We start from the raw sequence: 20,403 nt of genomic DNA, 5'->3' as shown, positions 1-20,403 counted from the left end.
CTGTTTAAGCCTGCTTTCTCCGGAACTTCACTAACGACCAGATGATCAGAAATGCCATGAACGCCACGCACACGCTAATGCTGATGCGATTTTGCGGGTCAAGCAAGAACAGGAACGCAATGACCCATAGACATCCTACTGTAAGCGCCGTTACATAAGGGAATCCCCATATCTTGAAAGTAGGCTCCACTGGATAGGATTTGCGCAATTTCAATTGGGACAGACAAATGCAGCTCCAGACGAGCAGCACGACAAAGCCAGGTACAGCCATCAAAATACGGAACAGCCCGTCCTGAGCGATATAAGCAACCATGGAACCGACAATCAGGACTACAGCGCAGAATTTGAGACTATTCACTGGAACCCCATTAGAAGATACGCGAGCGAGTGATTTAGGACCTTCTCCATTGACCGCCAACGAATGCAGCATACGTGTAGCCCCGTAAATCCCCGAATTGGCGGCAGACAGTACAGCAGTGATCAGAATAAAGTTCATGACATGAGCCGAGCCTTGAAGCCCTACAGAAGACAATACCTGTACAAACGGACTGGTATTCGCATCCAGTTGGTTCCAGGGAATCAAGCCACAAATAATGAGAATGGGCAACGTGTAGAACAGAACAACGCGAAGAATGAAGCTTTTAACCACTTTAGGCAGCACCTTTTCCGGGTTTTCTGTCTCCGTCAACGTCAGTCCAATCAGCTCGGACCCTCCGTATGAAAAGGTAACGACCAGCAGCGCTGAAAAGATAGCCAACCAGCCATTGGGTAGAAATCCGCCGTGCTGCACATAGTTGCTTAGATAAGGTGGAGTTTCAGTGTGAATAATCCCGAACAGTATACAGCCACCCAAGGCGATGAAGATAATAATCATGGCTATCTTAATACCCGCAAGCCAAAATTCCAGCTCCCCTAAACCGCCGACACTCAGCATGTTGACGACAATAATGAAAGCCGCACTCACTAGACTGAGTACCCATAGAGGGACATCTGGCAACCAATATTGCAGGAAACTTCCCGCAGCAATGACCTCAATGATACAGACGGCCAGCCACATGAAGCAATACAACCAGCCGATAATAAAGGACAGTCGTTCTCCAAAAGCTTTGCGAATAAAATCCTTCATATTCATGTTGGGATAGACGGTAGCCATCTCGGCAATTGCGCCCATAACGACCAAGAGCAGGAGTCCAGCGAAGGCATAGGATAGAATAACACCTGGTCCCGCCAAGCTAATCGTTTCGGTGCTTCCTTTAAAAATACCCGTCCCGATGACTCCACCCATAGCCATAAAGGTAATATGCCGTGGGAGCAGCTTTTTGTGCAAAGTTGCTTCATTTGATTTCAATATGAAATCCTCCTTCATATAGTGTATAGCTTCAGCATGGCCCAAACAGGCTTACTTCAATTAGACTTATACTACATGAAAATATCCAATTAGGAAATGAAAGAAATAGGATCTGGTAGGGAGATTGAAATCGATAGAGGACAAAATGTAGAAACAGAGGCAGAATGATATCGTTGATGATTGTTTTATTATCGATATCATTCTGTCTTTATGATATATAATGAGGTTGGTTTGGGAAAAAAGTATGATATTTATGAAGTGGAGGATTTGATACGTGAAGCAGGATCGGCAAAAGCAGGTAGGTTCCTATATCGGTATGAGCAAGGAATATGAAGCTGATGAGTTAAACAAACTTCTATCCCTATGGCTCCATTCGTCGATCCGTGTCATGGATGTCCGGCATATTCGACTGGAAGCAGAAGAGTTGCTTCAACCGTATCGTCTTCCAGCGCAGGCTTTTGTATTTGTATTGCAGGGTAGCGTGCGTTTGGATGGTGATTGGAAGGATACGCCACATTCAGGGTACGTACTGCATGGCAGCAAAGGCTTTGAACTGAATATGAAACCCTCGCAATGTGGGATTGAATATATCCTTGTACTATATAAAGCGACTTCTCTATCAGGACATACGGTGTATAATCATCCTTCGATAGCGCATGGTTTTGTACCGCCTTATCCGGTTATACTGTATCAAAAGCTGCAACTACTGGAGTACGCATGGCAGGATCAAGAGGCGCTATCCAAGATTCAGGCTCAGGGTCGGTTCTATGATTTTGCATATGAATGTATACGGCAATTGCAGGAACCGAAGGCTCGAACTTCTGCGCGGGATATCGTGACACAGGCCATTCGATTTATGCAGGATCATTACGCGGAGTCCATAACGCTGGAACGTTTGGCCGGATTGTTGGAATGCAGTCCGAGACATTTGACCCGGTTATTTAAAAAACAAACGGATTGTAGCCCGATTATGTACTTAATTCAACTGCGAATGGACAAGGCGAAGGAGCTTTTGCGGAAAACGGATGCGACTTTACAGGATATCGCTACCAGTGTGGGGTACCCGGATGTCTATTTCTTTAGCCGGGCATTCAAAAAATATACGGGTGTATCCCCGGTGCATTACCGGGACAGCCTGTATTCATCTGCTTTTGTGAGAGAAACTCGTCTGGATAATCCATTAAGCATGTCCGAATTTTCCATTGATTCGATAAGTGGCGCCCTGCATACTGTTATTGAGGATAATAATCATTATCAAAATTATGATGAAGGGATTTTACAAATGAATAGAAACGCAAAGCATTCCATGGCATTTATTTTATTACTTAGTTTTACCCTGCTGCTCAGCGCGTGCTCAGGCGCATCCAGTCCTACGGCAACCGATGGCGCTTCCCAAGGGACTAATAATACATCGACGGAACCAACATCACAGGAAAGGGTGCTGAAGGATGCACTTGGGCATGAGGTGAAGATTCCGGCTCAGCCTCAGCGAGTGATCGCTTCTTATCTGGAGGATCATCTGGTTGCCCTAGGTGTTAAACCCATAGCTCAATGGTCGGTAGGTAAAAATTCAGTTCAAGCTTACCTGCAAAAAGAACTGAAGGACGTTCCTACCATCGCTTCTGATCTTCCGTTTGAGGCGGTTCTGAACTTCAAGCCTGATTTGATCATTATGGACAGTGCGAGCATGGTGGAAGGCGACAAATATAATCAATACTCTAAAATTGCTCCAACCTACGTGGTAGGCAGTAATATGAACAATGATTGGCGTCAAGAGCTGCTGACCGTGGGTGAGGTGCTAAATAAGAGCAATGAAGCGAAGCAGGCATTGAGCAACTACGACAAAAAAGCAGCAGAGGCTAAAGCCAAGCTGAGTCAGACAGTGGGACAAAAAACTGCGGCGGCATTGTGGGTAACGGATAAAAACGTGTATGTCGTAAACCAGAATCTATCCAGCGGTGATGTATTGTATAAGGATTTGGGATTCAAGATTCCACAAGTCGTACAGGAGATTTCCAAAACGGCTAAGGCGAACTGGAGTAATTTATCGCTGGAGAAGCTGGCCGAGCTGGATGCGGATTATGTCTTTATCGTGAACAGCAAAAACGTAAGTAAAGAAGATATTGTAAAAGATCCTGTATGGGCGGGAATTCCAGCCGTTAAAGAAGGCCATGTATACGATTTTGGCAAGGATTCCAGCTGGTTGTATACAGGTACAATTGCAAATAGTCAAATGATTGACGATGTTCTGAAAAATGTAATTAAGTAATGTAATTAAGTAATGTAATTAAGTAATGTAACTTAATAAACTAGATTATAATAAAACAGCGCTATTCTCACTTAACGGCAGAGGCCACAGTAGGAGAGCGCTGTTTTGTCTTTTTAATTCCGTATGGACTCTTGCCGTGCAACCCGGTTTTATAATAAAAGATGTCTGCATAGAGCAGACATCTGGTTTATTTTCTAAATTAAGCTTGCGGAGATACCAGGATTTTAACCTGATTTTTCTCTTTCAGGAGACCTTCAAAACCTTGCTCAATCACTTCTTCGAGCTTAATGCGTTTGGTAACCAGCTTGTCGGCTGGGAAATATCCTTTTTCCATCAGGCTGATAACAGCCGGGAATACATCACGGTAGCCGATAATACCCGTCAGATTGCGTTCCTTCATAACGATATTGTTAGGCTTGATCGGAGCTTCTTTTTCAAAAATGCTGACGATCATGATTTGTCCGCTGATCTTAGTGGATTCAATAGCTTGAGTCAGCACAGGAGGTACTCCAGTGACTTCATAGGCTACATCTACGCCACCGTTAGTCCGTTTGTGCAGCTCTTGCACCACATCATAAGTCTTAGGATCAAGCACAATAGCACCCAACTCTTCAGCTTTAGCTTTACGCTCCTCAGAAAGCTCTACTGCATAAATCTCAGATGCGCCCGAAGCTTTCAACGCTTCAATAACCAGCAATCCGATAGGACCAGCGCCAAATACTACAGCTTTATCGCCGACTTTCAGTTGGCTTTGACGAACAGCATACAAAGCAACGGCCGAAGGCTCTACCAATGCGCCTTGCTCAAAAGATACGCTTTCTGGAATTTTGTGAACCATGTGCTCGTCAGCTGCGACATATTCAGAAAATCCACCGCCGCCGCCTGCCAGACCGAGGAAGCCCATTTTATCGCAAAGATTATATTTGCCTTGTTTACATGCATCACATTCTCCACATGCAAAAACCGGTTCTACAACGACACGGTCGCCAACCTGAATCTTGGTTACACCTTCGCCGATTTCGACGACTTGTCCAGAGAATTCATGTCCCATTACGATCGGTGCTTTTTCGCCAGTCAATGGATGCTGAGCATCTTGGGGAATAAAGATTGGTCCTGCTACATATTCGTGAAGATCACTTCCGCAAATGCCACACCATTCTACTTTGATTTTTACTTTTCCTGCCAGAGCGGCGGGCTGCTCAATGTTTTCCAATCGTAAGTCTTTTACTCCATGCCATCTCAATGCTTGCATGTTTGTCATCTCCTTGAAGAATATATGATCATTGCCTCTATAAAAGTGAATGAATTAGGAAACGTTTCCGAAAAATAATATGTCACAAATTTTACACATTGTCAAACCAAATTCATACAAAAAGCACTTGATTTTTTTGTGAATATAATCACTTGTGACTACAGTGCTATATTCGGCTCGTTTCTTTTATACAAAGAGATTTTGTGGATTTTTCAGGTGAAGCAAAGACAAGAAGAAAACGACTTCAATTTTTAGACACTCATTCTGTGGTATAATATCAGTATTAAGACTTTATTTTAGAAAGTCAGAAAACGATTCCGTTCTTGAAAGGATTTTGGGCGTGACAGATCAAAAGAAAGTAACTATAGAGGATGTAGCCAAGCGGGCAGGAGTCGGTATTGCGACTGTCTCCAGAGCTATTAATGATAGTGAGGGCATCAGCCCGAGAACGAAAGCCTTGATTTTGCAAGTGATTGAAGAGATGGGGTTTACGCCCAACACCTCGGCTCAAAGCTTGAAAGTGCGTCAGACACGACAAATCGCGCTGGCCGTGCCGGACATTCGCAACGCGATTATTCCGGAAATCGCTTGGTCCGTAGAGCAGGCCGCCAAGCAGCATGGTTACCGTGTCGTGCAAATCAATACCGCCGGGAATGCCAGAATGGAGCTTGAAACAGTTCGTGAGGTCAAGAAGCTGCATGTCGACGGGCTCATCATTATGCCGCTGGCGTATCCGAAAATGTTGGTAGATCTGATTAACAAAGCTAGCGTTCCCGTGTCCATTATTAACTATGGCAAGAAGCTGGGCGAAGATGTCAAAGCGGATATCGTCAGTCTGGCCCGGCAAGAGGGAAGACTCGTGATGGAGCATTTGCTTAAAATCGGCAGAACAAGAATTGCCTATGCAGGTGCTGCGAAGGACAAAATCGAGGAAAGATACTTTGCTTATGAGCAGTCTCTCCAGCATGTCGACCCTTCACTCGTTTATTTTGGCGATGATTTCTCCTTTGAGACAGGGCTGCGTGCTGCCGATTATTTTTACAGCTTGAAACATATGCCGGATGCTATTTATGCGGTTAATGATATGGTGGCGATAGGGATCGTCAATCGATTTAAGGATTTGGGCGTAAAAGTGCCGGATGAGGTTGCTGTAGTTGGTATTGATAACAATCTGTGGGCTATGGTAACGACTCCTCAGATCAGCTCAGTTTCCATCATGGGGGAAGAGGTGGCACGATTGGCTGCGGAGCTGCTGCTCAAGCGGATTCAGGAACAGACACCTGGGGATTATGAGCGTGTGCAATTCGAGCCTCGTCTGATCGTGAGGGAATCGAGCGTTTCTGTGATCCGTAAGCCTACGGTGGGACGTGACGTGTAGAAGTTTAGATGGAATCTTCCTATTGTTAGTTGGATGAACGGTTGCAGGCGTAGCAAGATAGGAGTGGATTTTGGGCAATTATAACGACCATTGTTTGTTCAGACAGGAGAGTGGATTCATGTTAAAAGGTAATGGTTTCGTTTCTGCAGCTTGTACTGCACTAATGCTGGCTGTAACCATAGGGTGTACTCCCCATCCAGTGGGACAAGATGCTGAAACTGTGGCGCCGTCCGGAGCAAACCATGGGGAGTCCAAGCAAACTGCAGCCGATACGCAGCATACCCAGCAAAGTAAAGAGGAGCTTGTGCTGTCCTCTTATAAGGATTCTTCCCTCAGTGATAAAGCAAAAGTACGTCATATAACGGACCATTTAGCAGGAATCCAATGGGGAAAGATGAACGAAAACAATGAACATCAAAGCCTGGAAATTATCGAATATTTGTATAGGCAGCGAGCTTTTATTCCATCGAAAAGTTTTCCAAATGTGATCCGAGCTTCTGAAGGTTTGGATGGAGCTGTAAGCGAAAGCTATGCTGCCCTTATGGGAGATTTGTTTACAAGAGACAGAACTGCGATGACTCGAGCATTGGCAAATATGGATAAAACTAACCGCACACAAGGTATAGGAAGCATCGGGTATGCTCTCAGCTATAGAGAACCCAAGGAAGTCAAGAAAGAGATTCAACAATGGCAGGCAGGACAAAAGCTTACTACGGCAGAGAAGGATGTCATTGGAGCTTTGTTCGTCAAGCTGGATAATCCGTATTGATGCATGCATAGAGGAAATATTGAACAGCCGCGTCTCTACCGGAGGAGCGGCTGTTTGTGCTGTTTTTTTACATCCTGCCATCTATGATGGGATAAGCGTTAGTAGGACCATTGGTTTCATATGTTCATCTAACAACGTGCTCAAGTGGTCTGGTGATCCTGATCCGAGCGCAAGCGTTTGATATCACTAATTGGAGGCAGACCGAACAAGCGGGCGTATTCGCGGCTGAATTGTGAGGGACTCTCGTAACCTACCTGAAAACCGACATCTGCCGCATCCGCTGATTCGGATAACAACAGGCGGCGGGACTCTTGTAGACGTAATTGTTTTTGATATTGCATGGGGCTCATAGCCGTAACCTCTTTAAAATGTCGATGTAGTGACGAAGGACTCATATTCGCTAGTTTGGACAATTCCTCAATACGCAACGGCTTATCATAATCCTGCTTAATCCGCTTTATGACTTCTGCAATCCGGTTGGAATGGCTGCCGGCCATGACCAGTTGTTTTAAGGATTCCCCCTGATTCCCCTGTAAAATCCTATACAGTATCTCACGAATGACTAATGGAGCCAGCACCGGAACATCTTGCGGGTTTTCCAAAAGATGCACTAGCCTTACCACGGCATCCAGCAGTAGAGAGTTGGTTTGACTTACATACAAGCCTCGTCTGGAATCAGGCATGGGGCTTGTGGGAAAAGCAGATTCCTTGATCAGGTCCAAAACCTGATGCGGATCAAAATTGAGCCGGAGGCACAAATAAGGAGCTTCTGATGACGCTTGGATGACCTGCCCCGAGATCGGCAAATCCACCGACACAACAAGGTAGTCGGATGTGCCGTAATGGTAGCTTTCCTCTGCGAGCATCACGACTTTTCTGCCTTGTGCCACAATACATAAGGCAGGTTCATGGATTTGATGTACCGGAACGGTTGTATTTGAACTTCGGACGAAGTGAAGCGAAGGTATGGCTGTAGTGAGAACTCCGTCCTGATTTGAAAATCGTTCTATAAGCCTTGCCAATTCGGCTTGTTTTTCCATGGTAGAACCCTCTATTTTGGTTGCCCCCATCTTGACACATCCCTTCTTTCAACGTAGCCCGTTTTCATTTTCAGTAGTTTATTACATATTAAGGGTCTTTGGAGGATTAGGCAATAATTTGCTCTGATTCTTCTACCAGCTCGATGGACATTCCTCTCATAATAAGATGCAGATACAACACCTAATGAGCAAATGAGAAAAAAATAAAAATGCAAAGGAGTGAAATAGTCATGGAGAGCAAAAAAACGGAAAAAAGTGTACACGCTTCGCAGCATCCCTATATAGGGATGTGGGTAACTGAAGACGGAAATATCCGTCAGGAACTCTTGCCTAATGGTCGTTATGATGAAGCACGTGGTCAGAGGCAAAGTGCCTATACAGGAAGCTATATCATCGTAGAAGATGACTATATCGAGTATGTGGACGACACTGGATTTACGGCAGATGGTGAATTCAAAGATGGTGTCTTGTATCATGCAGGGATGGTTTTTTACAGGGAAGAGAAAAAGTAATCTATTTTATCTTTTTTCAGTGACATTTTAAACTAGAGGAGGAGTAAGCATGTTGGATATTAAAGGGAAAGTCGTAGCTATTACGGGGGCAAGCAGTGGGATCGGTGAAGCTACTGCCCGTTTACTTGCTCGCCATGGGGCTCATGTGATATTAGGGGCCAGACGCACAGAGAGACTGGAGGCTCTGACATCCGAGATTCGTTCTAAAGGTGAATCGGCTGATTATCAGCAACTGGATGTGACGAAGAGGGACCAGATGGAAGCGTTCATTAACTACGCGGAAAAAACATTTGGGCGTGTGGATGTCATTTTGAACAATGCGGGAGTGATGCCTCTTTCAAAATTAGAGGCCCTGAAGGTAGAGGAATGGGATCGCATGATTGATGTAAATATACGAGGCGTTTTGCATGGGATTGCGGCAGGGCTTCCGATTATGAAAAAGCAAGGATTTGGTCAGTTTATCAATATCGCCTCTATTGGCGCGTATAGTGTAACCCCAACTGCAGCGGTGTATTGCGCTACAAAGTATGCGGTTCGGGCGATCTCTGAAGGATTGCGCTTGGAGGTGGGGGGAGATATTCGCGTGACGCTGGTATCGCCGGGAGTAACTGAATCTGAGCTTGCTGACAGTATTTCAGATGAAGAGGCCCGGCAAGGAATGAAAGAGTACCGTCGTATTTCGATTTCACCTGATGCCATAGCCCGTTCCATTCTGTATGCCATGGAGCAGCCAGCGGATGTAGATGTTAATGAAATTATTGTCAGACCCACGGCAAGCCCGAATTAATGCTATGGCATCCATGATTCTCCCTTTACACTCAGATCATTTTTTCCTCCTTCCTTTTATGGATGGGGGATTATTTATAATGAGAAAGACCATCATTCACACCACAGAGTGTAAAAAGGCAGTGTCTTTAGAATAAACGGGTTTACTTTTACAAATGTTTGTGATAACTTTATTTCGACAAACATCGAAATTAAGACTGGAACAGAAGGGAGCCGAACAGGGTGAAAGACACAACGGAAATGCAACAAGCTGTAAAAATATATAAAGCACTTGGAGAACCAACTCGTCTCAAGATAGCACTTCTGCTAAAAGAGGAAAGTGGCCAATGCTGCTCTGTGCTGGGCGAGAAGCTGAACAGTGTAGCTATTTCAACGCTATCGCACCATCTGAAGCAAATGGCAGAGTCTGGACTGCTCACGTTCCGTAAAGAGGGGACGTTTATTTATTACAGCTTGGATGTGGAAGCAGCACAGAAATATGCCCCGTTCCTGATAACATAAATTTTTTTAGTCTTAATTTCGATATTTGTAAAAATATAAAAATATAAAATATTAAGAGAAAAGAGGCGTTATTTAAAAATGCAGAGCACGTGGAAAGTGTATATTTTGGCCATTGTTAGTTTTTTGGTAGGCACATCCGAATACATTATCTCAGGCATTTTGGATCAGATTGCGACAACCATGGGGATTACGGTGTCCGCAGCGGGACAGTTGATTACAGTCTTTTCTCTTGCTTACGCGATTGGCACGCCGATTCTGATGGCAGTAACCGCTAAATGGGACAGACGCAAGCTGCTCCTGAGTTCGCTCGGATTATTTGTAGTAGCTAATGCCCTCTCCTTTATTCTGCCGGGTTTTGGAATGTTTATCGCCGCACGTATTCTTATGGCCCTCGGGGCGGGGATGGTTGTGGTTACAGCACTGAGCATTGCTGCGAAGATTGCTCCAGCCGGCAAGCAGGCCAGTTCTATTGCTACGGTTACTATGGGTTTTACAGCCTCGCTGATTATCGGGGTGCCGCTTGGAAGAATGATATCTTCTGCATATGGCTGGAAAACCGTATTTCTCGGCATCGCTTTGACAGGGATTATTGCTTTGATCGTTATCGCTATGACAATCCCTCGCTTAAAAGGAGATCAACCGATTCCCTTACTACAGCAATTTGCTCTTCTGAAGAAGCCTGAAGTTGCTTTGGGATTGGCGATTACCTTCTTTTGGGGAGGGGGATATTTCCTCGCGTATACTTACATTTCACCGTACTTGCTGAATGTATCAGGTGTAGGGGATAATATGCTAAGCTCAGTATTACTTGCCTTCGGGATTGCCAGCCTGATCGGGTCGAAAATCGGTGGATACAGCGCAGATAAAAAGGGTATTTCCTTTACATTATTCGGGGGCATGGTGTTGCATGTCTTTTCCTTGCTTTTACTTCCTGTCGCCGCTCATTCCCTGATCGCAGTATTTGCTTTATTGATCCTTTGGTCGTTCGCTGCCTGGACAACTGGACCTACTCAACAATATAACTTGGTCACTCTTGTGCCTGAATCTTCCGGTGTGATGCTGAGTCTCAATCAGTCTACGATGCAGCTTGCCATGGCGGCCGGAGCCGGGATCGGTGGTGTAGTTGTTGGTCAGGTTTCGCTGGCTTCCATCACCTGGTTTGGAGCAGCAGGGGTCGTTATAGCTATTGTGGCTGTATATTTACTTTCACGAAGATCCTCAGTCCACACGGAATTGGGTGTTACGGAGTAAAGCTTATAGATAAGTGAAAAGGAGGCCCAGTGATGAAGGTGACATTGTGGCCTTCTTTGATTTTGAATGAACAATAATATGCTCTCTTGCAGTAGGAGGACTTATTCAAACGTAATATCAGTGATTTTGCCGGCTTCCTTAAAGCCGATATTTTTATAAACTTGATTGGAAACCGAATTTTTTAAATCTGCATATAGCATGGGTACTAAATGCTCATTTTCCAAAATCGAACATAGCTCGGATACCATTCCGCTGGCAAAACCTTTCTTTCGTAAATTAGGCGGGGTATACACAGCATTAATGCGAGCATGTCTCGACGAGCGGTGAGCAATATTAGCCATGGACACAGGCATGTTATTTACAATCCAAAGATACAAATTTCCTGTCCCGATGGTCTTCTCCGCAACCGATATTTGACTAACCGGATCAATAAAACTACCTAAAGCTTCTTCTGAAAAACCAGCTAGAAACTGGGCAACTAATTGTACATCCTCTGGGATGGATTGTCGGATCATTCCCTCAACGCCCGAGGGCTTTTTATATTTAGGACAGAAATAAGATTCCATGACCATATGGGTATGTACCTGAGCAGCATGACGACGTTGTGCGTAAGCATTTGCGAACTTCTCGACTGTTTCGGCATCACCACATACACCTGATAGGGTGGTTCCTTTTAAATAACGTAAGAGTTCTTCTATATAGGTCAATTTATGATTATCTGTGATTTGTTGTGAGATCCATAACCAGGCCTTATATCCGGGTGATTGAGCAAAGACCATATTTTTATCGGACGTTTTGAGGCATGTTGATCCTTCTGACTCACAAATTCGATGGATCAAATGGTATCGAACTTCATCAGCCAAAAATAGATTTTGATTTAATATATCGTCGTTTGGGACTAGTTGCTCAATCATGACTCTGCCTCCTAATGAGCTGTGACCTAAGCACTTGTAAAGTGCTATGAAGCTATGAAGATTCAGTTGTTATATCTACTAGGATTTAAACTTCCGCGCTATACGCTTCTTATTTTTTTGTCGCCAAATCCATCTTTCGATAAAGTTTTTTTCTTTTCTTTCCTGAAGTGTTTCCTTCATACCCTTAATAAGAAATTCGGATCTTCGCTTGTCGTTTCTGCTAATTTCACGTAGTTCCTCAATAAATTTATCGTCCATGTCCGCATCTCCGTTAGTTCAGGATTTTCCAAATTGCTAAGCTAGATTATACAGAACATATGTTCCTTTTTCAAGTCTGCATCGCTCTATTCAATCACATAACCATTTTTAGATGGATGCTGCGAGGCCCGCGCCAATCGGATGGTGAGGCATAAGATAAGTTGAAAGGAGGAATTACAACATGGACAACAAAGCATATGTATCTCAAACGTATCCACGTCTTACAGTTTACAACGAAGAAAATTTTCGGGGTTCCAGGAGAGTATTCAGAGGAAACCTAGGCATTCGTAATACCGATAACATTCTCGACGGCATCGAAAGTCTGCGTTTCTTTTCTACCAGCAGCAATGCTACACTGGTACTCTTTACAGGCACGCGGTTTAGAGGTAACTTCCGTGTGTTTAGAGGCAATCGCAGCATCGCCGACCTGGATGATCTGATTCGCGGGAATGATGTGGAATCTATTATCTCTACCAATCAACGTTTGACGTTGCAACAAATCCGTAATATCCGCAGTAGCGGTAGACTTCCATCTGGCTACCGAATCATCTAACGGCCTTATTTCGACTTCATAACCATTTTACAAGACTGTTTCAGGAGCTTGCAACTTTCGGGCTTTTGGGACAGTCTCTCTATTTGCACACGCGACCCACATATTTGAATGATGAGAGGAACTGTTTGGGAAAATGGGACCTTGTTAGTAGTCAACACCAACTCAATATTTATGAAAATAAATAAAGGAGGACATACGATATGCCCTCCTAATGACGTATATTGTATTTACTTCAGTTCCCAATTCGTTGCTTTGATCACGGCTGCATCTGCGTTCTTAAGATCTGTTTCGCCAGAAGCTAAGAGAGAACTCCATTGTTTCACACGATTCTTACCATTGGGAGGTTGGTTATAATCGTTGGTATCGACAACCAATGTACGCTTAGCATAGAAGCTAGTCATGAAATTCTTCTCATTCGTACTACTGCCTGAACGTGAGAGGATTCCTTCAAGACTACCTGAATCACCGGTAGCGCCTTGATTGAGTGCTGTGTCGACAAATGATCCAATCGTTAGAGCAGTATTAAATCCGCGTTTATGTGCTTGCTGTACACTATATTCGATATAGGTGTCATAGAACGTACGCCACATGGCTTCTCTCCAAGCTTCATTGTTTTGGAGAGCGTTGATCTTCTTCTTGATTACACTATCGCTATCGCTGAGTTTTAGAATCGAACCATTCATTTTCCCCTTTAGACCAGCACGTGTTAATCCACCTGCAATGGAAGGGTTGCTAGCTCCACTAGCAGCATCAAAAGCTTTAAATAAGTACGGGCCATCTGGTCCCGTATCATTTGAACCGCCTGTTGTTGCTCCAAAGATACCAATGGTGTACCCACGATTATCGCCGATATCTTCAGCATAGCCATAGAATTCAGTCCATTTCAAAGAATCTTGCTCTGGTTTGTTCACTAGCTTCATAATATTATCCCACTGCTCACCGTCGAGTCCTGTATTAGCCTTCAGGAACTGAAGTGTTGAAGGTGAGAAATTAGCATCATGGTCAATAGCTGTAACCGCTGCTTGGCTAGTAGCTTCTTCGCTGGTAAGGGATAATGGCTGTATACTAGCTTCATTTGAGTTGTCGAAGCCCTCATTTAAATCGATCGTTTTCTGCACCGGAGTCCCATTCTCTTCAGCAAAAGCCTTGCTAGGTGAAGAGCCGGACAAGCTAGAGAAAGAAGCGACTACAGTAAAGCTTAGCAAGATCATAAGGAACTTTATTTTATACATATAACTCCTCCTATAAAATGTAATTGTGAAAGGCTAAAAGCGTAGATTTCCATCTAACTCGAATGGATTTAGCAAGAGTATAGATAAGAAGCATAGGATTGAATAGAGCTTAAATAACCGTTTTTTTCAAAAATTATGATTTATATGTGAATAAATGGACCTAGTTGTTCCTAGATTCCTACAGACCATAAGTGCAAGAATGAGGACGAAACAAAGATAGCCTCTTGATAAAATGAGTTACATCACATATCAGGAGGCTATATTTATGAACAAAATTCATCAGTTTCATGCACTTCACACATCAGAGGAACTTTTATTTTTAGGGAACGCCTGGGATCTGCCATCTGCGGTGGCTCTGGAGAAAGCAGGTTTTAAGGCGATAGGTACGACGAGTTGGGGGATTGCCAATACGTTTGGATTTTCAGATGGAGAGCTTATTGATTTTGACCAGCACGTAAGTATTATTCGGACGATTGTTGAGCATGTTCAGATTCCAGTGTCAGCAGATATTGAAGCAGGATATGGAGAGGACACGGCAACGATTGTTGAGCATGTTTTAAGGGTAGCCGATGTGGGAGTTACAGGGATTAATATTGAGGATTCTTTGAAAATGCAAAAGGGACTTCGAGAAGTGGGTCTGCACAGTAACCTATTGTCCAAAATTAGAGCGGCCTTGGATGTGCGTGGGTTTCAAGCGTTTTTTATAAACGCAAGAACGGATACATATTTGCAGATGAATGCTCCACTTTCAGAGACCATAGAGCGGGCCAAAGCGTATGTGGATAGTGGTGCGAGCGGAATTTTTGTTCCAGGATTAAAGCGTGATGAAGAGATCAGGGAAGTTGTGTTTCATATACATGCTCCGCTTAATGTTTTATCCCTGCCGGGTCTGACGAATGTCCACCAGCTTCAGCAGTTAGGAGTTAAACGGTTTAGCTTTGGAAATGCATTTTCTGATAAGATAATAGTTGCTTTGCAAAAGAATGCAGAACAGTTGATAGAGCTACAAGATACATCACATTTATATGAGGATTTTGCAAAATCCTTGAGCTAGATGAATATGAACTATAGAAAGGACAGAGCATTCGATCATGGCTAACCTTAGTCTTTCTTTTGAAGAAATGTGGGAGAAAATTATAGCGTGTGATCGTAAGTATGACGGGTTGTTTTTTACCGCTGTGAAAACAACCCGCATATACTGCCGACCTTCCTGTCGATCCAAAAAGCCGAAGAAAATAAATGTGGAGTTTTACTTTGATTTGGACAAAGTGGAAAAGGCGGGTTTTCGTGCTTGCAAAAGATGCCAGCCCCATACAGACCATTCGCCGTATATCAGACTTGTGCAGAATGTGGTAACCTTTTTGGTTAATCATTACAAGGAAAAACTTGTATTGCAGGATATTGCGGACCATATCGGAATAAGCTCCTTTTACTTGGATCGGATCTTTAAACAGGAAACCGCCGAAACCCCGCGCACGTATTTGGAAAAAATAAGAGTAGATAAGGCAGCCTATCTTCTTAAAAGTACAAATCTTACGAATCTTGAGATTTGCTATGAGACGGGCTTCCAAAGTCCCTCCCATTTCTATAAGGCGTTTCGTAGCTTGAACCATTGTTCTCCTAGTGAGTATAGAAAGTTGAGTAGGGAATAGAAAAGGAAGGAGGTTGTATCCTTTTATGAGCGAACTATACGTAATGAAGTATGTATCGCCGATTGGAGAGATAGAGATACAGGGCACAAATGAGGCTGTCTATTCTATTATGTTCTCTAATCGGAATGAGCCCTTAACGAGGGCTATAGAAGAGGTTCCAATCCAAGTATTAGCGGAATGCACTACCCAGCTTGACGAGTATTTTAAAGGTGAGCGCTTTGAGTTTACGTTTCCTTATGCCTTTGAAGGTACGGATTTTCAGCAAAAAGTATGGAATGCGCTGGTGTCCGTGGGGTACGGTAAAACGGCAGCTTATAAAGATATTGCTCTTGCTATTGGAAATGAAAAAGCGATCCGAGCCGTAGGCAGTGCTAATGGAAAAGATAAGCTGAGCATTGTGATTCCATGTCACCGAATTATCGGTTCCAATCAGAAACTAACGGGCTATGCAGGAGGGCTATGGAGAAAAGAATGGTTGCTCCAGCATGAGAAGCGTTGTCTGAGGTCCTAAGGAGGGTTCGTAGATGAGAGACATATATTTGAAAGAGTTTAAGCCGGAGAACTGGACAAATATGGTTCAGGTCTATCAGGAGCGGTATGCACAGGTAGATCCGGCTATAAGAGCAAAAGTGGCCAAAAGTAAAATTCCCAAGGAGATTCAGATTGTGCTGCTGCCCGATATGGGGGAGTATTTGCTGATTTGGATGGATCGAAAAGTTCCCGCACTCGGCAACGAAACACCGTCGGATTATTTGAAAAGCGAAGAAGGGACTAAAGCACTGAAGGCGGCTATATTACGTATGCCACGTTGAAGAAGCGGACCAAGGAGATACATATGAACATTGAACAGAGCGCGAATGATGGAAAAAGTGAGTTCCTATATCCATAACTGTAATCAGATGGAATGAACTTCATCTAACCCTATGCTATGATTTACCGACAAGAATATAGATTTAAAAGGGGAAATAAGAATGAAGCTCAAAAAAATGATGTTCCTACTTTCGTTTTTAACGATATTTGTAGGGTTGATCACTTTGTGCACAGAAAGTGTTCAGGCTGCCAATTCGACAGTATTCAAAGATGGAGATAAGCTTAAGCTTATCCTTGATGATGGTAATGGAGTAAACAGAGTGTTTAAATTTGATCTTCCGTTTACGATTAAGCCTGATACACCAATTCGTCTGTATAGCAACAACATTGAAATTCCTTCTGGTGACTTTACGATCGATTATGCCAACTCCACAATTACGATTGCGGATTCACGACCAGCACCTGGGCCAGGATCAGAAAATCATATAGAACTTCCTATAGCTATAACTATGAAAGGAACTGTGCAGTCAGTCGATGAATCTACAGTAACTCCACTTGCGGAGGAGCCGAAAGTAACGCAGCCTGAGGTGGAGACCAATATAAAAGAGATTCCCACTCCCAGTGAACCCAAAGTTGCTCAACCTGTGGATGAACCGAAAGTAATTGAACCGCAAGTAACCCAGCCGATCGAGGAGCCTAAAGTGGACCAAGCGGTTGATGAGTCACCGGAAATCCCTTTGTCTATCCCATCTGGAGAAAATTTTCCGGGTACATTTACAATCAACTCTTCAAGTACATCATTTTCAGTTCGTTTGAAGATGAAAAATATTCAACCCACGTACACTTCATATGTTATGGTCAAAAATGCGGATGCTCAATTAATTAAACGGATTCAGTTCGATCCGGAAACAACGTTTAGCTACCCTTTGAGTAACCTGAATTTATCTACAGGTGGATATTACTTTTATATCAAAATGATCGATCAGTCGGGAAATTCGGCAGCGTCTGTACCCCAATTTGTTCCTATAAATAATAACAAGGCTCAGCAGGTTGAGGTGTTTATAGACGGTAAACTGCAACAATATGAGCAGCCTGCGACCTCTATTAGCGGAAGTATGTTGGTGCCATTTCGTGCCGTTTTTGAGGCGCTTGGGGCGAAAGTGAAGTGGGATGGAGCTACCAAGACCGTTACTGCAACCAAAGGAAATACAACGATCAAGTTAACTGTAGGCTCCAGGGATGCCTATATCAACGGAAAATTAGTGCGTCTCAATGCGGCGCCAAGACTCATTAACGGCAAAGTAATGGTTCCTATTCGCTTTGTAAGTGAGGCGCTGGGTGCGAAGGTAAAATGGAATATTGCAGCTCAGAGCGTTGTGATTTTCCTTGCTCCACCGCAGGTTTTGACAACCAGCGAAAGTGAACAATTAATGGAGGAAAATGAAGATGCTTCCGTATCACAATCCAATCCAACGATTCTGAAAAAGATATCCACCACCTTCTCCAAATCTACGGATATTGTGTTCGTCATAGATGTTACGAGTAGTATGACAGGGACGCTGGATTATGTGAGACAGAAGGTGAAAGGCTTTGTTGATTCCGTTCCAGCAGGTTCTCATTTTGCTGTCGTTGCATTTCGGGATATCAATCTGAAGGCAGATAAAGATTTAGAATTTTTGGAGTTTACGACCGATAAAAATAAGTTAAAAGGTAACTTGAACATGCTGCGCCCTTCCGCTGGCGGGGATTTGAAGGAATCGGGATTAGAGGCTATTCAGTTAGCTATAAGTAAATTTCCCAAAAATTCCAATTCCAAAACAATCATATTCATTACAGATGCACCAGTTCATGATAAGAATACAGCCCTGGGTAAAGCCCGTTTTTCAGTAGATGAAATCAACGAGCAATTACAGAAAAATGATGTTATTTTTAATGCAATCGTGCCTGCAAATGGACTAGCCAACAAACAAATGAAAAAGCTTGTAGATTCCAACGAAGGGACTTTGTATGATATCAAGGAGGCCAAGCTGAATTTGGCGAAGTAGGTTTGTCCTCAAATAAAGGCGCATAAAGGGAGCCGATGCCAGGCTCCCTTTTGTTATCACAAGCGACCTGTGATGAAAGAGTTCTAATGGGCTGAAAGCTCACTCTCCGTCACCCATTTATGATTTTTGACAGGCTCTCCTCCTGTAGTCGGCGTGTAGTCTACCATATATACGGTCGTTGGCTCGGCGGAATCAATGGTAGCCTTAGCCCCATCCATCCCCTTCATATGATCTGCTGCAAGGATAACCTCTGTGCCCGGTGCATAGGGCTCACTACTTGCATCCTTAATCTCTTCATGAATAACCCACTTATGATTATTCACTTTTTCTCCTCCAGTGGTTGGTGTATAGGAGACTGTATAAGCAGTAGTCGTATAAGCACCCGCAATCGTGGCCGTAGCCCCATTCATGCCGGCCATATGGTCAGCTCGTATAGTCGCTTGACTACCAACTTTGAAGGCTGGATTTTCAGCTTCTTTTAATCCGACAGGAAGCTCACTGGAAGTGGAATGGTTCATCTCCGATGTGTCGTGCTGTTGACTGCTGTTTGCCGTATGCTCCTGGTTCGGCGCGTTACTGTTCCCGCACCCACTCAAAATCATCATGACTGTACCAGCGAGCAAAGCCCATTGCATTCTCATATTTAATAGCTCCTTTAGGGTTTTATTTTCATATTCAATTATACCCCTAGGGGGTATGATTGAAACGGAATAATATTACAAACTTGTGAAGTGTTTTTGCCTACAAGGGGATCGCCTGTTGTGATCCCTTATTTGTTATGCAGAAGATACGTAATTAAATGTTGTTGACAGTGAATAAAAAATCATTGTAATATCTATAAAACGCATCAAGTTACTTGGTATTTTGAGCGACTGTAAACATTCTAACTCACCAAAAGTAGATGATATCAAGGAGCAGGGGGAGACATCAAATGAAGAAACCATGGATTTCATTTATATTGCTGCTGGGAGCAGTCGTGCTTTTTATTTCAGGCTGCGGCAGCAACAATACGTCGGGCAACGCTGCGGGTGAAGAAAAGAAAACACTGCATATCAGCTTTAATCCTGGTCCATATAGCGATCAGTTTAAGAATGGTGTGGCTCCATATTTGGAGAAGAAAGGCTATAAGATTACATATAAAGAGTTTACAGACGGTGTTCAGCCCAATGTAGCCGTGGCTAAGGGGGATATTGATGCTAATGTGTTTCAGCATTCGCTTTACCTGGATTCTATGAATAAGCGGGAGAATATTGATCTGATTGGTGCTGTACAGGTTCCGACTCCTCCGATGGGATTGTACTCCAGCAAGCATACCAGCCTTGACGAAATCAGTGAGGGAGCCCAAATCAACCTGCCCAACGAGCCAGTCAATATGCTGCGTGCGCTGAATATTTTGAAGGAAGTAGGCTGGATTACGTTAAAGGACAATATCGATCCATTGCAAACCTCGGTGAACGACATCACCTCTAATCCGCATCATCTGCAATTTGTTGCTACCGATCCGGCACAGGGGCCACGTGTACTGAAGGATGTTGATTTTGCGGCTATACAAGGGAACTTTGCTGTATCGAATGGAATAAAGCTGACCTCGGCATTAAAGCTTGAAAATATGACAGATCCGTTCACGAACGTGGTCGCTGTGGACAGCAAGAACAAGGATAAGCCCTTCGTCAAAGACATTATTGAAGGATATCATTCAGATGAATTCCAAAAGTACATCCATTCGAACCCTGATTATGAAGGCTACAAGTTGCCAAGCTATTTCAAATAATATGGGGCATTATCTTCTGCGGGCTGACGTTGTCAGCCTGTATCTTATGGATAGAAGGTGGA

The 20,403-nt window shown here is 43.7% G+C and carries 20 protein-coding genes; 14 read left to right on the top strand and 6 right to left on the bottom strand.

What is annotated here, in order from left to right:
• Positions 1 to 4: 4 nt before the first annotated feature.
• The gene (locus MKY35_RS18565) at positions 5 to 1,348 is read right to left on the bottom strand and encodes an amino acid permease (protein WP_342444482.1); all 1,344 of its coding nucleotides are present in this window, start codon (positions 1,346 to 1,348) and stop codon (positions 5 to 7) included.
• Positions 1,349 to 1,622: 274 nt separating this feature from the next.
• Here MKY35_RS18565 and MKY35_RS18560 point away from each other — a divergent pair, with 274 nt between their 5' ends.
• Entirely contained in the window at positions 1,623 to 3,617 is a 1,995-nt protein-coding gene (locus MKY35_RS18560) for an AraC family transcriptional regulator (protein WP_342444481.1), read from the top strand.
• 199 nt (positions 3,618 to 3,816) lie between these two features.
• Here MKY35_RS18560 and MKY35_RS18555 read toward each other — a convergent pair whose 3' ends face one another.
• On the bottom strand, positions 3,817 to 4,869 hold the full coding sequence (locus MKY35_RS18555) for a 2,3-butanediol dehydrogenase (protein WP_029515549.1): 1,053 nt from the start codon (positions 4,867 to 4,869) through the stop codon (positions 3,817 to 3,819).
• 340 nt (positions 4,870 to 5,209) lie between these two features.
• Between MKY35_RS18555 and MKY35_RS18550 the strand changes: the two genes are divergently transcribed.
• Together MKY35_RS18550 and MKY35_RS18545 are read left to right on the top strand one after the other, a co-directional pair.
• Complete coding sequence (locus tag MKY35_RS18550; protein WP_039274347.1) at positions 5,210 to 6,247, top strand: LacI family DNA-binding transcriptional regulator; 1,038 nt, start codon at positions 5,210 to 5,212, stop codon at positions 6,245 to 6,247.
• 118 nt (positions 6,248 to 6,365) lie between these two features.
• Complete coding sequence (locus MKY35_RS18545; RefSeq protein ID WP_342444480.1) at positions 6,366 to 7,016, top strand: hypothetical protein; 651 nt, start codon at positions 6,366 to 6,368, stop codon at positions 7,014 to 7,016.
• Positions 7,017 to 7,156: 140 nt separating this feature from the next.
• Here MKY35_RS18545 and MKY35_RS18540 read toward each other — a convergent pair whose 3' ends face one another.
• Positions 7,157 to 8,086 carry an AraC family transcriptional regulator gene (locus MKY35_RS18540; RefSeq protein WP_342444479.1) on the bottom strand — a complete coding sequence of 310 codons (930 nt, stop codon included), beginning with the start codon at positions 8,084 to 8,086 and terminating at the stop codon, positions 7,157 to 7,159.
• A 200-nt stretch (positions 8,087 to 8,286) separates the two neighbouring features.
• Here MKY35_RS18540 and MKY35_RS18535 point away from each other — a divergent pair, with 200 nt between their 5' ends.
• The 4 genes from MKY35_RS18535 (at position 8,287) to MKY35_RS18520 (ending at position 11,106) form a co-directional block, all read left to right on the top strand.
• Complete coding sequence (locus tag MKY35_RS18535) at positions 8,287 to 8,568, top strand: Atu4866 domain-containing protein (protein ID WP_069010478.1); 282 nt, start codon at positions 8,287 to 8,289, stop codon at positions 8,566 to 8,568.
• A gap of 49 nt (positions 8,569 to 8,617) precedes the next feature.
• Entirely contained in the window at positions 8,618 to 9,355 is a 738-nt protein-coding gene (locus MKY35_RS18530; protein WP_069010479.1) for an SDR family oxidoreductase, read from the top strand.
• Between the two features lie 221 nt (positions 9,356 to 9,576).
• Positions 9,577 to 9,855, top strand: a complete 279-nt coding sequence (locus tag MKY35_RS18525) for a metalloregulator ArsR/SmtB family transcription factor (RefSeq protein WP_342444478.1) — start codon at positions 9,577 to 9,579, stop codon at positions 9,853 to 9,855.
• A gap of 78 nt (positions 9,856 to 9,933) precedes the next feature.
• Positions 9,934 to 11,106 (top strand): MFS transporter, encoded by a 1,173-nt coding sequence (locus tag MKY35_RS18520; protein ID WP_342444477.1) that lies wholly within the window; start codon positions 9,934 to 9,936, stop codon positions 11,104 to 11,106.
• Positions 11,107 to 11,207: 101 nt separating this feature from the next.
• Here the strand turns inward: MKY35_RS18520 and MKY35_RS18515 are convergent, their stop codons facing one another.
• Entirely contained in the window at positions 11,208 to 12,020 is an 813-nt protein-coding gene (locus tag MKY35_RS18515) for a GNAT family N-acetyltransferase (RefSeq protein WP_342444476.1), read from the bottom strand.
• Positions 12,021 to 12,459: 439 nt separating this feature from the next.
• Between MKY35_RS18515 and MKY35_RS18510 the strand changes: the two genes are divergently transcribed.
• On the top strand, positions 12,460 to 12,831 hold the full coding sequence (locus MKY35_RS18510; protein WP_029515541.1) for a hypothetical protein: 372 nt from the start codon (positions 12,460 to 12,462) through the stop codon (positions 12,829 to 12,831).
• 227 nt (positions 12,832 to 13,058) lie between these two features.
• Here the strand turns inward: MKY35_RS18510 and MKY35_RS18505 are convergent, their stop codons facing one another.
• On the bottom strand, positions 13,059 to 14,063 hold the full coding sequence (locus tag MKY35_RS18505) for a chitosanase (RefSeq protein WP_029515540.1): 1,005 nt from the start codon (positions 14,061 to 14,063) through the stop codon (positions 13,059 to 13,061).
• Positions 14,064 to 14,328: 265 nt separating this feature from the next.
• Between MKY35_RS18505 and MKY35_RS18500 the strand changes: the two genes are divergently transcribed.
• The 5 genes from MKY35_RS18500 (at position 14,329) to MKY35_RS18480 (ending at position 18,570) form a co-directional block, all read left to right on the top strand.
• Positions 14,329 to 15,117, top strand: a complete 789-nt coding sequence (locus MKY35_RS18500) for an isocitrate lyase/phosphoenolpyruvate mutase family protein (RefSeq protein WP_342444475.1) — start codon at positions 14,329 to 14,331, stop codon at positions 15,115 to 15,117.
• A 37-nt stretch (positions 15,118 to 15,154) separates the two neighbouring features.
• Positions 15,155 to 15,715, top strand: a complete 561-nt coding sequence (locus MKY35_RS18495) for an Ada metal-binding domain-containing protein (RefSeq protein ID WP_039274368.1) — start codon at positions 15,155 to 15,157, stop codon at positions 15,713 to 15,715.
• A 25-nt stretch (positions 15,716 to 15,740) separates the two neighbouring features.
• Positions 15,741 to 16,226, top strand: coding sequence for a methylated-DNA--[protein]-cysteine S-methyltransferase (locus MKY35_RS18490; protein ID WP_342444474.1), 486 nt, complete (start codon positions 15,741 to 15,743; stop codon positions 16,224 to 16,226).
• Positions 16,227 to 16,239: 13 nt separating this feature from the next.
• Entirely contained in the window at positions 16,240 to 16,527 is a 288-nt protein-coding gene (locus MKY35_RS18485) for an antitoxin Xre/MbcA/ParS toxin-binding domain-containing protein (protein ID WP_342444473.1), read from the top strand.
• 159 nt (positions 16,528 to 16,686) lie between these two features.
• Entirely contained in the window at positions 16,687 to 18,570 is a 1,884-nt protein-coding gene (locus tag MKY35_RS18480; protein WP_342444472.1) for a stalk domain-containing protein, read from the top strand.
• A gap of 83 nt (positions 18,571 to 18,653) precedes the next feature.
• Here MKY35_RS18480 and MKY35_RS18475 read toward each other — a convergent pair whose 3' ends face one another.
• The gene (locus MKY35_RS18475) at positions 18,654 to 19,211 is read right to left on the bottom strand and encodes a YdhK family protein (protein ID WP_342425086.1); all 558 of its coding nucleotides are present in this window, start codon (positions 19,209 to 19,211) and stop codon (positions 18,654 to 18,656) included.
• Positions 19,212 to 19,501: 290 nt separating this feature from the next.
• Between MKY35_RS18475 and MKY35_RS18470 the strand changes: the two genes are divergently transcribed.
• A complete protein-coding gene (locus MKY35_RS18470; protein WP_342444471.1) occupies positions 19,502 to 20,341 on the top strand; it encodes a MetQ/NlpA family ABC transporter substrate-binding protein in 840 nt (279 codons plus the stop codon).
• The last annotated feature ends 62 nt before the right edge of the window (positions 20,342 to 20,403 follow it).

Origin of the sequence: Paenibacillus sp. FSL L8-0638 (genome assembly GCF_038593075.1) — a bacterium.
Lineage (GTDB): Bacteria > Bacillota > Bacilli > Paenibacillales > Paenibacillaceae > Paenibacillus > Paenibacillus polymyxa_D.
This window is presented reverse-complemented; position numbering and strand designations above follow the sequence as displayed.